Genomic DNA, 13,945 nt, shown 5'->3' on the forward strand with positions numbered 1-13,945 from the left:
CTTTAGGCTCCGCCTTCAAGATGCGTGTTCAAGACGCATCGCTGCGTACCCAACGATTGAGACCAATCTGGGAGGATTGTTATGACGTCGACGGCGCAGGAACTGCACCCGGCCCCTACGCTGCAGCCGGGCAGGACAATCCTCGAACTCAACGGCCTCGAAAAGCGCTACCCCGGCACCCATGCGCTGAAGCCGGTGCACCTTGCCTTCAAAGCGGGCGAGATCCACGCCATTGTCGGCGAGAACGGCGCCGGCAAATCGACCCTCATAAAACTTCTGACCGGCGTCATGCCGCGTACCTCCGGCGAGGTCATCTGGGAGGGCAAGCCGGCGGCTTTGGCCACCCCGCACGAGGCGATGGCGCTGGGCATTAACGCCGTCCACCAGGAGGTGGTGCTGTGCCGCCATCTCACCGTCGCCGCCAACATGTTCCTCGGCGAGGAGGAGTCCCGCTTCGGCCTCCTGCAACAGCGCGCCATGGTCAAAGACGCGCAGAGGATCATCAACGGCCTCGGCTTCGACCTACCGGCGCATGTCATGCTCGGTGACCTCACCATCGGCCAGCAGCAGCTGATCGCCGCCGCCCGCGCCACCGTGCGCGGCACCAAGTTCCTGATCTTCGACGAGCCGACCGCCTACCTGACCCGCAAGGAGGCCGACCAGCTCTTCACCTTGATCCGCCGGCTGAAGTCGGAGGGCGTGACGATCATCTATATCAGCCATCGCATGGAGGAAGTGTTCGAGCTCGCCGATCGTGTTTCGGTGCTGCGCGACGGCACGCTGGTCGGCACCAGGAACATCAGCGAGACCAATGACGCCGAACTCGTCAAGCTGATGATCAACCGCTCGATCGAACAGATCTACCACAAGGATCATTTCACTCCGGGTGCCGCGATCGTCGAGGCCAGGAACCTCTCGGGCAAGGGCTTCGAGAACGTGTCGATGACAGTCCGTGCCGGCGAGATCGTCGGGCTCTACGGCCTGATCGGCGCCGGACGCAGCGAATTCGTCACCACGCTCTACGGCCGGCACAAGAAGTCGGCCGGCCAGGTCCTGTGGGAAGGTAAGGATGTCCAGATCAACTCCGAGCATGACGCGATCAAGCTCGGCATGGCGCTGGCGCCGGAAAGCCGCCGCGACCAGGGCCTTTGTCTCAACCTGCCGGTTGGCCTCAACCTCAATTTGCCGATCTACAAGCGCATCTCCCGCAATCTGTTGATCTCGAACGCGAAAGAGAAGGCCGAGGCCGACCACCAGATCGCCGGCCTCAGGATCAAGACGCCGACGCGCCATGCGTTGGCTTCCAGCCTTTCGGGCGGCAATCAGCAGAAGATCGTCATCGGCAAATGGCTGGCCCACGGCGCCAAGCTGTTCATCTTCGACGAGCCGACGGTTGGCGTCGATGTCGGCACCAAGGCCGAAATCTACCGCCTGTTCAGCGCGCTCTTGTCAAAGGGCGCCGGCATCATCCTGATCTCATCCTATTTGCCGGAAGTCTATGAACTGGCCGACACGCTGCACGTGTTCCGCCGCGGCAAGCTGGTGGCCACGCACGGCTTCCACACCGCCGATCATGAGGACATTCTCACACAGGCGCTCGCCGAGAAACAAGAAAAGTTGGGAGGAAAGACATGAGCACCGAGGCGATTCCTGCCGAAAAACCGAAGCGCAATTACAACGCCCTGTTCGGACTGACGCTGCTGGCGCTGCTGGTGCTGCTGTGGGTCATCCTGTCGTTATCCACATCGAGCTTCGCGTCGGCCAACAACATCTCGAATCTGCTGCGCCAGGGTTCGATGATCGCCATTTTGGCTGTCGGCCAGACCTTCGTCATCATCACCGGCGGCATCGATCTGTCCGTCGGCGCGGTGGTTGGCTTCGCAACCGTCATCGCCGCGATGTTGATCAACGCCGGCGTCCCGGTCTTCGTCGCCATCCTGCTCACCTTGCTGGTCGGCGTCGCCATCGGCCTCTTCCATGGTTTTGGCATCGTCAAGATGGGCCTGCCGCCTTTCATCATCACGCTGGCGACCCTGACGTCGCTGCGCGGCATTGGCCTCTTGATGACCAACGGCAATTCGATTTCGATCAACAATGATGCTTTCCAGGAATTCTCGCGCAACTCCTTCCTCGGCGTCCCTAATCTGTTCTGGATGGTCCTGCTGGTCGGCATACCCGCCTATGTCTTCCTGCATCACAGCCGCTGGGGCCGGTATCTGTTCTCGGTTGGGTCGAACGCCGAGGCCTCGCGCCTGTCCGGCGTTAACGTCCAGCGCACCATCTTCATGGCCTACACGCTGTCGGGTCTGTGCGCGGCGTTCGTCGGCGTGCTCTTGGCTTCGCGCATCGGCATCGGCAACCCGACCCAGGCCGAAGGGTGGGAACTGCAGGCGATCGCCTCGTCGGTGATCGGCGGCACCTCACTGTTCGGCGCGGTCGGCTCGGTGCACGGGCCACTGCTCGGCGCCTTCATCCTGGCGACCATCAACAACGGCGCCAACCTGCTCAACGTCAACGCCTTCTGGCAGCGTGTCATCACCGGCGTGCTGATCATCGTCATCGTCTATTTCGATGGCCTGCGCCGCCGCGGCGGCAAGTAGTCAACGAACCGAAAATCGAACTCCGGCCCAGTATCAAAACGGGCCGGCGTTTTCGTAAACCCAAATTGGACCGAACCATGAAAGCCGTCGTCTGCCGCTCGCCCGGCGAACTCATTCTGGAAGACCGTCCCGCTCCCGGCTCGCCGCCTCCCGGCTGGGCACTGGTGGCGGTCAGCCATGTCGGCATCTGCGGCACCGACTACCATATCTTTGAGGGCAAGCACCCGTTCCTCGCCTACCCCCGCATCATGGGCCACGAAGTGTCTGGCACCGTCGTCGAAGTCGGCGAAGGAGCCGGTCTTGCGGTCGGCGAACCGGTGATCATCAACCCCTATCTCTCCTGCGGCAAATGCATCGCCTGCCGGCACGGCAAGCCCAATTGCTGTGTGCGCATCGAAGTGCTCGGCGTGCATCGCGATGGCGCCATGTGCGAACAGATCCTGGTGCCGACGCAGAACCTCTATCCCACCAACGGCCTGTCGCTCGCCGACGCCGCCGCCGTCGAATTCCTGGCCATCGGCGCCCATGCCGTGCGCCGCGCGCGTTGCGAGCCCGGTGCACGCACGCTGGTCATCGGCGCCGGTCCGATCGGCCTCGGCACCGCCATCTTCGCCCGCATCGCCAGGCTCGACGTCAGCTTGCTCGACATGAGCAGCGAAAGGCTGGGCTTCGCGTCAAGCGAGCTCGGCTTCTCGGTCCTTGACGGCTCACAAGCGCCGGTTGCCGATCTGGTGCGCGACGCGACTGGTGGCGAAGGCTTCGACGTGGTCTTCGACGCCACCGGCAACACCTCCTCGGTGCAATCGGCCTTCGCCCATGTCGCGCATGGTGGCACGCTGGTGCTGGTCAGCGTCGTCAAGGACGACATCGTCTTTTCCGATCCCGAGTTCCACAAGCGCGAGATGACGCTGGTCGGCAGCCGCAATGCGCTGCGCGCCGATTTCGATCATGTCGCCGCCTCGATCCGCAATGGCGCCGTGCCGCTGGCCAAGCTCGTCACCCACCGCACCACGCTGACCGAAACGCCAGAGGATCTCGCACGCTGGGTCCATGAAAAGTCGGGCCTGATCAAGGCCGTGATCGAGATCGGATAGCCGGGCGTTACAGCGCCGACAGCTTCAGCTCCACCCGCTCCGCGGGAAAACGTGACTCCGAAAACTGGATCGGCTGGCCGTTGGGCGTGACGTTGACCGCCACCGTGACCAACACGATGGCGCCCGGCTGCAGATCGAGATCGGCAAGATCGGCGGCGTCGGCATGGCGCGCCGAGAGCACGGTCGATTGCCTGAGATAATCGTCGATACCGAAACGCGCGAGCGACGCGGTGATCGAACCGGTCTGCGCCATCGCCTCGTCGATGCCGGCAAAGCGTCTGGCATCGAACCAGCTGGCAGCACGCGACACGGACCGTCCGTCGGCCTCGCCGCGTGTTTCCAGCCGCATCACGTCAGCGCCCCTGGCAAGGCCAAGACCCTCGGCGACACGCTGGCTGGCCGGCTCGATCGATGAAGAGAGCAGCACGATGTGTCGTTCCGACGTCTGCCCCTGCAGGCCCGCCGAGAAGCGCGTACGCGCGCCGATCGGATAGGACAGCCGCTTGCGCGACAAGACGAACGTGCCGCGCCCTTGCTCGGCCCGCAGCACCCCCTCCTGCACGAGGGCCGATATGGCGCTTCGTACGGTGTGACGGTTGACGCCATAGCGCTCGGCCAGCGCGACTTCGGGCGGCAGCGCGGCATTTTCGGCGAAATCGCCAATGGCAATCGCTTGCAGGATCCTGTCGGCGATCTGGCGCCATAGTGAAACACCGCTGCGCCGCTCGATGCTGTCGGCCACTTGCTGCCCGATCATGTTTGCCCCCGGCCTGTCACGCACCCGTCATGGACTCGCGTTAGGTAATATGTATAATTTGTATAGTTGTCTATATCAATAGACAAATCTGCGAAGAGGAAAGTTGCCGATGCGAGGACAGGAAGCCCGCGACCAAGCCGAGCGCAAAGCCGCCATGGCGACGCTGGCGCAATCCAGCGGCGACGACATCGTCCGGCTCTGGAACGAGGCCGGCCTGCCTTCGCAAGCCGAGCTGCTGCGCGGTCCCGAGACTGGCCTGGTCACGCTGCGTGGCCGCATCGGCGGCGGCGGCGCCCCCTTCAATGTCGGCGAAGCGACCGTCACCCGCGCCACGGTCCGGCTGCCGTCAGGACAGGTCGGTCATTGCTACGCGCTTGGCCGCGACAAGCAGAAGGCGAAGCTGGCGGCCATCGCCGACGCGCTCTGGCAGGACCCTGCCCGCCGCGCCGAGGTCGAGACCAGGCTCATTGCGCCCTTACGCTCGGCTCTGACCGTTGCCCACGAAAAACGCCGTGCCGAGACGGCGGCGACGAAAGTGGATTTCTTCACCATGGTTCGCGGAGAAGATTGATGGATATCGCGGCACAATCGATCGAGGGCGGTTTCGCCGATCCGGTCTTCAACGCACAGACCGTGTTTCGGGCAGTCATGGACGCCATGGCGCGGCCGGGCAGCGTCCAGCCCTTGCCGGGCCTGGCCCGCCCGCCGGCGCCGCTTTCGGCAACATCAGGCGCCATTGCACTGGCGCTCTGCGACAACGACACGCCGCTCTGGCTCGACCCGGCCTTGCACGCCTCCGCGGCGATCGGCTCCTGGCTTGGTTTCCACACCGGTGCGCCGCTTGCCAACACACCGGCCGACGCGCATTTCGCGTTTGTTGCCACACCGGCCGAGATGATGGCGCTCGACGGTTTCTCACAAGGCACGCAGGACTATCCCGATCGATCGACAACGCTGATCCTGCAGGTCGGCGATCTCACTTCAGGAACCCCGCTGTTGCTCGAAGGCCCCGGCATCGAAACCAGCGCCACGATCGCGCCGGCACAAATGCCGCGCCATTTCGTCGAGCAGTGGAAGCAAAACAACAAGCGCTTTCCGCGCGGCGTCGACATCGTCCTCGCCACATCGGAAGGCGTAGCCTGCCTGCCGCGCACGACGCGCATCAAGACGATGGAGGCTTGAAGATGTATGTCGCGGTAAAAGGTGGCGAAGCCGCCATTGCCAACGCCCACGGCCTGCTTGCCGACCGCCGGCGCGGTGACCGTTCGGTGCCCGCGCTCCGCCTCGACCAGATCGTCGAGCAGCTGGCGCTGGGCGTCGACCGGGTGATGAGCGAAGGCTCCCTCTATGACCGTGAACTCGCCGCACTCGCCATCGTCCAGGCGCGCGGCGACATGATCGAAGCGATTTTCCTGGTGCGTGCCTACCGCACCACGTTGCCGCGCTTCGGTTACACCAGACCGATCGACACCGGCGCGATGCTGGTCGAGCGGCGCGTCTCGGCGACCTACAAGGACCTGCCTGGCGGCCAGCTGCTTGGCCCGACTTTCGACTACACGCACCGCCTGCTCGACCCCGAGCTTGCCACCGGCGCCGATGTCGCCGAACCCTTGCAGCGCGCCCGCGAAGCCGAGCCCATGCCGCGTGTCTCGGCCATCCTCGCCCGTGAAGGCCTGATCGAGCCCGATGGCAAGATGCCGCAGGATCACATCCCCGGCGACATCACCCGCGAGCCGCTGGAATTCCCGATGGCGCGCGACATCCGCCTGCAGGCGCTGTCACGCGGCGACGAGGGTTTCCTGCTGGCGCTCGGCTATTCCACGCAGCGCGGCTACGCCCGCAACCATCCCTTTGTCGGCGAGATCCGCATAGGCGAGGTCGAGTTGGAGCTTGACATTCCCGAACTGCCCTTCGCGGTGCCGCTCGGCACGGTGCGGGTCACCGAATGCCAGATGGTCAACCAGTTCAAGGGCTCGGCCAAGGCGCCGCCGCAATTCACGCGCGGCTACGGTCTCGTCTTCGGCCAGAGCGAGCGCAAGGCAATGGCCATGGCGCTCTGCGACCGGGCGCTACGCGCCTCCGAGTTGGGCGAGGACGTCGTCGCCGCCGCGCAGGACGAGGAGTTCGTCATTTCGCATTCCGACAATGTCCAGGCGACCGGCTTTGTCGAGCATTTGAAACTGCCGCACTATGTCGACTTCCAGGCCGAACTCGACCTCGTGCGCCGCATGCGCGCCGAGTATGAGGCCCGCGAAAATCCAGCGAAGGCGGAAGAAACGAAGGAGGCAGCGGAATGACTGCGCAACCGACCGACATCGCCACCTACAACTTCGCCTATCTCGACGAACAGACCAAGCGGATGATCCGCCGCGCGATCCTCAAGGGCATCGCCATTCCTGGCTACCAGGTGCCGTTCGCCTCGCGCGAAATGCCGATGCCCTACGGTTGGGGCACCGGCGGCGTCCAGGTCACCGCCTCGATCATCGGCCCCGACGACGTGCTGAAGGTCATCGACCAGGGCGCCGACGACACCACCAATGCTGTGTCGATCCGCGCCTTCTTCAAGAAGGTCGCCAATGTCACTGTCACCACCGATACCGCCACCGCCAGCATCATCCAGACCCGCCACCGCATCCCCGAGCATCCGCTGACCGCCGGCCAGGTGCTGGTCTACCAGGTACCCATTCCCGAGCCGCTGCGCTTCCTCGAGCCGCGCGAGACCGAAACGCGCAAGATGCATGCGCTGGAGGAGTATGGCCTCATGCATGTGAAGCTCTATGAGGACATCGCCAAGCACGGCCGCATCGCCACCACCTATGCCTATCCGGTCAAGGTCGAGGGCCGTTATGTCATGGACCCCTCGCCGACGCCGAAGTTCGACAATCCCAAAATGCACCGCTCGCCGGCCTTGCAGCTGTTCGGCGCCGGCCGCGAAAAGCGCATCTACGCGGTGCCTCCCTTCACCGATGTGGTGAGCCTCGACTTCGAGGACCATCCGTTTGAGGTGCAGACTTTCGACCAGCCCTGTGCGCTCTGTGCGGCCGAGAACGTCTATCTCGACGAGGTCATCCTCGACGACCATGGCGGCCACATGTTCGTCTGCTCCGACACCGACCACTGCGAGAAGAGGCGCGAAGAGGGCCATCGCGGCCACCTTGCCCCCGAGACCCATCTGGCGCCAGCAAACATGGAGCCGGCCCAATGACCGACGAACCGCTGTTGCGCGTCTCGGCGCTCTCCAAATTCTACGGCTCGCGCGTTGGCTGCGACAACGTCTCCTTCGACCTGTGGCCCGGCGAAGTCCTGGCTGTCGTCGGCGAGTCCGGTTCCGGCAAGACCACGCTGCTCAACTGCCTGTCGACGCGGCTGCTGCCTTCCTCCGGCACCGCCAGCTACCGCATGCGTGACGGCCAGTTCCGCGAACTCTACCGCATGAGCGAGGCCGAGCGCCGCTTCCTGATGCGCACCGACTGGGGCTTTGTCCATCAGAACCCCGCCGATGGCCTGCGCATGACGGTTTCGGCCGGCGCCAATGTCGGCGAGCGTCTGATGGCGGTCGGAGACCGCCATTATGGCAAGATCCGCGCCACTGCGGTCGACTGGCTGTCGCGCGTCGAGATCGAGGAAGACCGCATCGACGACGAACCCCGCGCCTTTTCCGGCGGCATGCGCCAGCGCCTGCAGATCGCCCGCAATCTCGTCACCGGGCCACGGCTGGTGTTCATGGACGAGCCGACCGGCGGCCTCGATGTTTCCGTGCAGGCCCGCCTGCTTGATCTCCTGCGCGGTCTGGTCACCGACCTTGGTCTTGCCGCGATCGTCGTCACCCACGACCTTGCCGTGGCGCGGCTTCTGTCACAGCGCATGATGGTGATGAAGGACGGCCGCGTGGTCGAAAGCGGCCTCACCGACCGTGTGCTCGACGATCCGCGCGCGCCCTACACGCAATTGCTCGTTTCCTCGATACTTCAGGTGTGACGATGGCACCAGGTCACCCCCATCTGCCAAGCGCATTTTGCAACGTTGGAGATTGGCGAAACCGCCCGACACAGCCCCTTCTCCCCGTCACTATACGGGGAGAAGTGCCCGGCAGGGCGATGAGGGGCGACGCTGACGTGGCGGGAACGCGCGCTGTGGACGCTTATGCTGTCCCGTTAGCCTCGCCCTGCCCAAAGCAACTTCTCAACCGGACCCCGGCGCTGCCCCTCATTGTCCTGCCGGACATTTCTCCCCGTATGGTGACGGGGAGAAAGAGCCATATCCTCCGACCGACCGACGACAATTGGAGAACCTTCTGATGGCAACCCCCCTCGTTGTCTCCGACGTCGCCAAGAGCTTCACCATGCATCTGCGCGACGGCATCAAACTGCCTGTCGTCTCCGGCGTCTCCTTCTCCATCAAGGCGGGCGAATGCACGGTGCTCGGCGGCCCCTCCGGTGCCGGCAAGAGCTCGATCCTGAAGATGCTCTACGGCAACTACGCCGTCGACGAAGGCCAGATCATCGTCACGCACGAGGACGGGTTGATCGATCTCGCCCATGCCAGCCCGCGCACCGTGCTTTCCGTTCGCCGGCAAACGATCGGCTATGTCAGCCAGTTCCTGCGCACCGTGCCGCGCGTCTCGGCTCTCGATGTCGTCGCCGAGCCGCTGGTCGAACACGGCGAGCAGCGCGAGGCCGCCCGAGCCAAGGCCCGCGCCTTGCTGGCCCAGCTCAACCTGCCGGAAAAACTCTGGGCGCTGCCGCCGGCAACCTTCTCCGGCGGCGAGCAGCAGCGCGTCAACATCGCGCGCGGCTTCATCACCGAGCATCCGATCCTGCTGCTCGACGAGCCGACCGCATCGCTCGACGCCACCAACCGCGACGTGGTGATCGAACTCATCGCCGCCAAGAAGCTGGCCGGCGTTGCCCTGCTCGGCATCTTCCACGACCACGATGTGCGCGAGGCGGTGGCCGACCGCATCATCGACGTCACCGCCTTCGCCCCGGGAAAACTCGCCACATGACCAGGAAATTGTCGGAGACGCCGCTGGTCCACCCCTCAGCGGAGGTGCACAACTCGACGCTCGGCCGCTGGACCGAGATCGCCGACCGCAGCCGGGTGTCGGAAAGCGAACTCGGCGACTATTCCTACATGATGCAGGACTGCGCCGTCTGGTGCGCGACCATCGGCAAGTTTGCCAACATCGCGGCAAGCGTGCGCCTCAACGCCACCAACCATCCGACCTGGCGGCCGACGCTGCACCACTTCACCTACCGCGCGTCGGACTATTGGGATGACGCCGAGCATGAGAGCGAATTCTTCGCTGAGCGTCGCGCCAAGCGCGTCACCATCGGCCACGACACCTGGCTCGGCCACGGCTCGACCGTCCTGCCTGGCGTGACCGTCGGCGACGGTGCCGCCGTTGGCGCCGGAGCGGTCGTCTCCAGGGACGTCGCGCCCTACACCATCGTCGCCGGCGTGCCGGCCAAACCGATCCGCGAGCGCTTCGACCGCCGCACCGCCGAACGCTACCAGGCGCTTGCCTGGTGGGATTGGGACCATGCCAGGCTGCGAGCCTCGCTCGACGATTTCCGCGAACTGTCCGCCGAGGCGTTCCTGGAGAAGTACGAGGGATAGGACAATTCCAGGAAAAGGGTGAACCGGTTTTCCTGGAATTGTGTCAGGTGAAGAGACATAGCCGCTCACATCATCGTCATATGGCGGTCCTGTTCATATCCCTGACACAGGACTCGGACAGTACGCCATCTCCCAAGGAGATCGCCATGCCCGACACTGTCAGACCCTCGCTCGCTGGATTCTTTGCCGGCTCCAATCCGATGCCGCCGACACATCTCGGCACGCGTTATGACACTTCCGGCAATTTCCTGATCGAACCCGGCAATACCGTCGTCAGCCATCTGGTCAGCGGCTCACCATCGGAAGCCGTTGTGCTTGCGGTGCGCGATCGGATGATGGCGATGCCGGACGCCGACCGCCTCGCCTTCACGCCGGTTTCCAGCCTGCACATGACGCTGTTTCAGGGTATCATCGAATATCGCCGCCGCTTGCCCTTCTGGCCGCGGGACGTGCCGCTCGACACCGGCATCGACGCCATGACCCGCCTCTATCTGGAGCGCCTGAGAGGCTTCCAGGGCGCCGGCCCGTTCAATATCAAGGTGGTCGAGATCGTGCCGACCGGCCTCACCGTTGCCGGCGCGACCGACGAGGATGTGCGCATCATGCGTGCATGGCGCGATGCACTGGCTGTGCCGTTCGGCTACCGGCACCCCGACCATGACGCCTACGTCTTCCACATCACCTTCGCCTATCAGATCCAGCGTCTCGCTGACGACAGGGCTGCTGCCTGGCAGGCGCTGTTCGATGAGAGCCTGGCGCTTTTCGGCCGGGAGGCCCCGGTGATCGAGATCAAGCCGCCCGCCTTCTGCGCATTCCGCGACATGAAGCATTTCGAGGAATTGCTGGTGCTCGGCTGATCGCCAGCAGGACGCGGCCGTCGTATCTGTGGAGCGTAACAAAACTGACATGCTGGCGACATGGCAGGTTCATGTGGCTGCGTTAGGCGAGTGCCTGACGATCAATATGGACCGGACTGGAACCAGCCCATGTCAGCAAGCTCTGCGACGCTCGAAATCCGCGGTGTCAGCCGACGATTTGGCAAGAACACCGCCGTCAGCGACGTCAACATCTCGATCCCGCAGGGGCAGATGGTTGGTGTCATTGGTCGTTCGGGCGCGGGCAAATCAACTCTGCTTCGCATGATCAACCGTCTTGTCGACCCCAGCCAGGGGTCGATTTTATTTGACGGCGCCGAGGTTTCCCGGTTGCGCGGCTCGCCGCTGCGCCGCTGGCAGCGCGACTGCGCCATGATCTTCCAGCAATTCAACCTGGTGCCGCGCCTCGACGTGCTGACCAACGTACTGCTCGGCAAACTGAACCACCGTTCGACCCTGTCCAACCTTCTCGGCATGTTTTCGCGCGCCGAGTGCGCGGAAGCGGTCGCCGCGCTCGAGCGGCTCGACATCGCCCGCACCGCACTTCAGCCCGCCGGCACCTTGTCGGGCGGACAGCAGCAGCGGGTCGCCATCGCCCGCGCCATGATGCAGCAGCCCAGGGTGATCCTGGCCGACGAGCCGATCGCCTCGCTCGACCCGCTCAATGCCAAGGTGGTGATGGATTCGTTGCAGGACATCAATCTGCGCGAAGGCATAACCGTCGTCACCAATCTTCATACGCTCGATACCGCCCGCACCTATTGCAACCGCATCATCGGCATGGCCGCCGGCAAGGTCGTCTTCGACGGGCCGCCCGAAGAGCTCAACCGCGAAGCTGTGCGTCTTGTCTACGGCGCCGACAGCAATGGCGGCGAGATATCGGAGGCCATCACCTCCACCAGCGTTGCCTTCAAGCAGAAAATCGCCGCATCCGCCGGACCGCTCGAACCCGCATTCCCGGGATACTGAGCCCATTACGGGCCATAGCGAGCGCCTGGATCGTCCGCCCGCGTCAAGGGCATTTGTCAAGATCAAGAACGCTGCCGGCGCGGGGCCGGAACTTACAGGAGAGACATCAATGTTCAGGAAGATGGTTTTCGGTGCCGTTTCGGTGCTCGCCATGGCCACCAGCATGGCCCACGCCGCCGACATGAAGGAATTTCGCGTCGGCATTCTCGGCGGCGAAAACGAAACCGACCGGCTGCGCAACTACCAGTGCCTGGCCGATCACCTGAAGACCGAGTTCGGCTTCGAAAAGGTTTCGCTGTTCCCCGCCGCCGACTATGACGGCGTCATCCAGGGCCTGCTCGGCGGCACGCTCGACTTCGCCGAACTCGGCGCTTCCGGCTACGCCAGCGTCTATCTCAAGGACCCGAAGGCGGTCACCCCGATCCTCACCACCAAGCAGACCGACGGCGCCACCGGCTATTATTCGATCGGCCTGGCGCTGAAGACCTCGGGGATCACCGACATCAAGTCGGCCAAGGGCAAGAAGCTCGGCTATGCCGATCCGGATTCGACTTCCGGCTATTTGATCCCGCTGACCCAGATTCCGAAGGACACTGGCGCTTCGAACGAGACCTTCTTCGCTTCGACCCAGTTCAATGGCGGCCACGAAAACAACGTTCTGGCCGTGCGTGATGGCAAGGTCGACGTCGCGGTTGACGATTCCTCGGGCATCGGCGACTTCAAGAACGGCTACACCTCCGGCACTTTCCACAAGGAAGTCGCCAAGGGCGCCGTCGACCCCAACGACTTCGTCGAAGTCTGGCGCTCGGGCCTGATCCCGAACGGCCCGCTGGTCGTGCGCACCGCGCTCGGCGACGACATGACCGCCAAGCTGACCGCCTTCTTCACTGATCTGCCCAAGAAGGACAAGGCTTGCTTCGAAGGCGTCGAAGGCGGCGATTTTACCGGCTACGTTCCGGTGAAGCCCGACTTCTACAACGTCATCGTCGAAGCCCGTAAGGCAGCCATCGGCGGCTAACGGCGAAATCGGAAGGGGCGGTGTTCAAAACACCGCCCTTTTTGCATCTCCGATCATGACCCTTTCCGTGACAGCCCCCTCCGACGGCATTCACCAGACGGCCGATACCTGGCGACGCCAGACGTCGCTGCGCCGGTTCTATACGGTGCTCGGCGTCAGCCTCCTGCTTGCCGCGATGCTTTCCAGCATGTGGTTCGCCGACGAAGCCAATGCCGGGCATTTCTTCGACCGGCTGCCGCACATACTGGATTTCCTGAGCTGGCTGGTCCCGAAGGACTGGAACGACGTCTGGCGTGCGCTGTTCGACATCGCCTCGCCGCGTGATACCGGCACCCAGGAATTCAACTTCCCGCTCGGCCGCGTCTATGTCTGGGGCGGTTTCTACGTCCCCGAATATTTCGAACTGATGCTGACCACGGTGAACGTGGCGCTGGTTTCGACCTTCATCGGCTTCATCTTCGCGGTGCCTTTTTCCTTCATCGCGGCGCGCAACCTGACGCCCCATCCGGCACTGAGGCTGGTGGTCAAGCGTTTCATGGAATTGCTGCGTGCCTTTCCGGAAATCGTCATCGCCGGCCTCTTCGCGGCAATCGTCTCGACCGGTCCGATCGCCGCCATAATCGCCATCGGCCTGCATTCGATCGGCGCACTCGGCAAGCTGTTCTACGAGATCAACGAGAACATCGACATGCGTGCCGAGGAAGGCCTGACGGCGGTCGGCGCCAACTGGTTCGAGCGGGTGCGCTTCGCCGACCTTCCACAGGTGTTGCCCAATTTCGTGTCCTATACGCTGCTGCGGGTCGAGATCAACGTGCGGGCCTCGACCATCATCGGCGCCGTCGGCGGCGGCGGCATCGGCGAAGAGCTGAAGCTGTCCATCTCGCGCGGCTTCGGCGCCAAGACGCTGGCGCTGGTGTTGCTGCTGTTCACGACCATCTTCATCATCGATCAGTTTTCCGCCTGGCTTCGCCGCAAGCTGGTCGGCGAACAAGCCTTTATGATGGGGGCATAGA

At 63.9% G+C, this 13,945-nt stretch carries 15 protein-coding genes; 14 read left to right on the top strand and 1 reads right to left on the bottom strand.

Annotated elements, in window-relative coordinates; genetic code table 11:
* Positions 1 to 81 precede the first annotated feature (81 nt).
* From EN861_RS23470 to EN861_RS23480, 3 genes are all read left to right on the top strand, one after another.
* The gene (locus tag EN861_RS23470; protein ID WP_135865801.1) at positions 82 to 1,635 is read left to right on the top strand and encodes a sugar ABC transporter ATP-binding protein; all 1,554 of its coding nucleotides are present in this window, start codon (positions 82 to 84) and stop codon (positions 1,633 to 1,635) included.
* Complete coding sequence (locus tag EN861_RS23475; protein WP_135865803.1) at positions 1,632 to 2,600, top strand: ABC transporter permease; 969 nt, start codon at positions 1,632 to 1,634, stop codon at positions 2,598 to 2,600. Before EN861_RS23470 ends, EN861_RS23475 begins: the two co-directional genes overlap by 4 nt.
* Before the next feature lie 77 nt (positions 2,601 to 2,677).
* Positions 2,678 to 3,694 (top strand): zinc-binding alcohol dehydrogenase family protein, encoded by a 1,017-nt coding sequence (locus EN861_RS23480; protein WP_135865805.1) that lies wholly within the window; start codon positions 2,678 to 2,680, stop codon positions 3,692 to 3,694.
* Positions 3,695 to 3,701: 7 nt separating this feature from the next.
* On the opposite strand, the gene phnF is transcribed toward EN861_RS23480, so the two are convergent.
* Positions 3,702 to 4,451: a phosphonate metabolism transcriptional regulator PhnF gene (phnF, locus tag EN861_RS23485; RefSeq protein ID WP_135865807.1), complete on the bottom strand. Its 750-nt coding sequence runs from the start codon at positions 4,449 to 4,451 to the stop codon at positions 3,702 to 3,704.
* A 109-nt stretch (positions 4,452 to 4,560) separates the two neighbouring features.
* Between phnF and phnG the strand changes: the two genes are divergently transcribed.
* The 11 genes from phnG (at position 4,561) to phnE (ending at position 13,944) form a co-directional block, all read left to right on the top strand.
* On the top strand, positions 4,561 to 5,022 hold the full coding sequence (gene phnG, locus EN861_RS23490) for a phosphonate C-P lyase system protein PhnG (protein ID WP_127279888.1): 462 nt from the start codon (positions 4,561 to 4,563) through the stop codon (positions 5,020 to 5,022).
* A complete protein-coding gene (gene phnH, locus EN861_RS23495; RefSeq protein WP_135865809.1) occupies positions 5,022 to 5,633 on the top strand; it encodes a phosphonate C-P lyase system protein PhnH in 612 nt (203 codons plus the stop codon). The genes phnG and phnH overlap by 1 nt, the downstream gene beginning before the upstream one ends.
* Before the next feature lie 2 nt (positions 5,634 to 5,635).
* A complete protein-coding gene (locus tag EN861_RS23500; RefSeq protein WP_135865811.1) occupies positions 5,636 to 6,748 on the top strand; it encodes a carbon-phosphorus lyase complex subunit PhnI in 1,113 nt (370 codons plus the stop codon).
* Entirely contained in the window at positions 6,745 to 7,656 is a 912-nt protein-coding gene (locus tag EN861_RS23505; RefSeq protein WP_135865813.1) for an alpha-D-ribose 1-methylphosphonate 5-phosphate C-P-lyase PhnJ, read from the top strand. The genes EN861_RS23500 and EN861_RS23505 overlap by 4 nt, the downstream gene beginning before the upstream one ends.
* Positions 7,653 to 8,429, top strand: coding sequence for a phosphonate C-P lyase system protein PhnK (gene phnK / locus EN861_RS23510; protein ID WP_015315654.1), 777 nt, complete (start codon positions 7,653 to 7,655; stop codon positions 8,427 to 8,429). The genes EN861_RS23505 and phnK overlap by 4 nt, the downstream gene beginning before the upstream one ends.
* Positions 8,430 to 8,748: 319 nt before the next feature.
* Entirely contained in the window at positions 8,749 to 9,456 is a 708-nt protein-coding gene (phnL, locus tag EN861_RS23515) for a phosphonate C-P lyase system protein PhnL (protein WP_135865815.1), read from the top strand.
* Positions 9,453 to 10,070, top strand: coding sequence for a DapH/DapD/GlmU-related protein (locus EN861_RS23520; RefSeq protein WP_135865817.1), 618 nt, complete (start codon positions 9,453 to 9,455; stop codon positions 10,068 to 10,070). Before phnL ends, EN861_RS23520 begins: the two co-directional genes overlap by 4 nt.
* Before the next feature lie 146 nt (positions 10,071 to 10,216).
* Positions 10,217 to 10,927 (top strand): DUF1868 domain-containing protein, encoded by a 711-nt coding sequence (locus EN861_RS23525; protein WP_135865819.1) that lies wholly within the window; start codon positions 10,217 to 10,219, stop codon positions 10,925 to 10,927.
* Between the two features lie 129 nt (positions 10,928 to 11,056).
* Positions 11,057 to 11,914: a phosphonate ABC transporter ATP-binding protein gene (phnC, locus tag EN861_RS23530; RefSeq protein ID WP_135865821.1), complete on the top strand. Its 858-nt coding sequence runs from the start codon at positions 11,057 to 11,059 to the stop codon at positions 11,912 to 11,914.
* Positions 11,915 to 12,023: 109 nt separating this feature from the next.
* Entirely contained in the window at positions 12,024 to 12,932 is a 909-nt protein-coding gene (gene phnD / locus EN861_RS23535; protein WP_135865823.1) for a phosphonate ABC transporter substrate-binding protein, read from the top strand.
* 55 nt (positions 12,933 to 12,987) lie between these two features.
* The gene (gene phnE, locus EN861_RS23540) at positions 12,988 to 13,944 is read left to right on the top strand and encodes a phosphonate ABC transporter, permease protein PhnE (RefSeq protein WP_135865826.1); all 957 of its coding nucleotides are present in this window, start codon (positions 12,988 to 12,990) and stop codon (positions 13,942 to 13,944) included.
* Position 13,945 lies beyond the last annotated feature (1 nt).

It is taken from the genome of Mesorhizobium sp. M8A.F.Ca.ET.218.01.1.1, assembly GCF_004791165.1.
GTDB lineage: Bacteria > Pseudomonadota > Alphaproteobacteria > Rhizobiales > Rhizobiaceae > Mesorhizobium.

What these genes read in the sequence shown, in the direction of transcription:
- EN861_RS23470 (WP_135865801.1), top strand. Translation starts at nt 82, where the DNA reads ATGACGTCGACGGCGCAGGAACTGCACCCGGCCCCTACGCTGCAGCCG.
- EN861_RS23475 (WP_135865803.1), top strand. Translation starts at nt 1,632, where the DNA reads ATGAGCACCGAGGCGATTCCTGCCGAAAAACCGAAGCGCAATTACAAC.
- EN861_RS23480 (WP_135865805.1), top strand. Translation starts at nt 2,678, where the DNA reads ATGAAAGCCGTCGTCTGCCGCTCGCCCGGCGAACTCATTCTGGAAGAC.
- phnF (WP_135865807.1), bottom strand. Translation starts at nt 4,451, where the DNA reads ATGATCGGGCAGCAAGTGGCCGACAGCATCGAGCGGCGCAGCGGTGTT.
- phnG (WP_127279888.1), top strand. Translation starts at nt 4,561, where the DNA reads ATGCGAGGACAGGAAGCCCGCGACCAAGCCGAGCGCAAAGCCGCCATG.
- phnH (WP_135865809.1), top strand. Translation starts at nt 5,022, where the DNA reads ATGGATATCGCGGCACAATCGATCGAGGGCGGTTTCGCCGATCCGGTC.
- EN861_RS23500 (WP_135865811.1), top strand. Translation starts at nt 5,636, where the DNA reads ATGTATGTCGCGGTAAAAGGTGGCGAAGCCGCCATTGCCAACGCCCAC.
- EN861_RS23505 (WP_135865813.1), top strand. Translation starts at nt 6,745, where the DNA reads ATGACTGCGCAACCGACCGACATCGCCACCTACAACTTCGCCTATCTC.
- phnK (WP_015315654.1), top strand. Translation starts at nt 7,653, where the DNA reads ATGACCGACGAACCGCTGTTGCGCGTCTCGGCGCTCTCCAAATTCTAC.
- phnL (WP_135865815.1), top strand. Translation starts at nt 8,749, where the DNA reads ATGGCAACCCCCCTCGTTGTCTCCGACGTCGCCAAGAGCTTCACCATG.
- EN861_RS23520 (WP_135865817.1), top strand. Translation starts at nt 9,453, where the DNA reads ATGACCAGGAAATTGTCGGAGACGCCGCTGGTCCACCCCTCAGCGGAG.
- EN861_RS23525 (WP_135865819.1), top strand. Translation starts at nt 10,217, where the DNA reads ATGCCCGACACTGTCAGACCCTCGCTCGCTGGATTCTTTGCCGGCTCC.
- phnC (WP_135865821.1), top strand. Translation starts at nt 11,057, where the DNA reads ATGTCAGCAAGCTCTGCGACGCTCGAAATCCGCGGTGTCAGCCGACGA.
- phnD (WP_135865823.1), top strand. Translation starts at nt 12,024, where the DNA reads ATGTTCAGGAAGATGGTTTTCGGTGCCGTTTCGGTGCTCGCCATGGCC.
- phnE (WP_135865826.1), top strand. Translation starts at nt 12,988, where the DNA reads ATGACCCTTTCCGTGACAGCCCCCTCCGACGGCATTCACCAGACGGCC.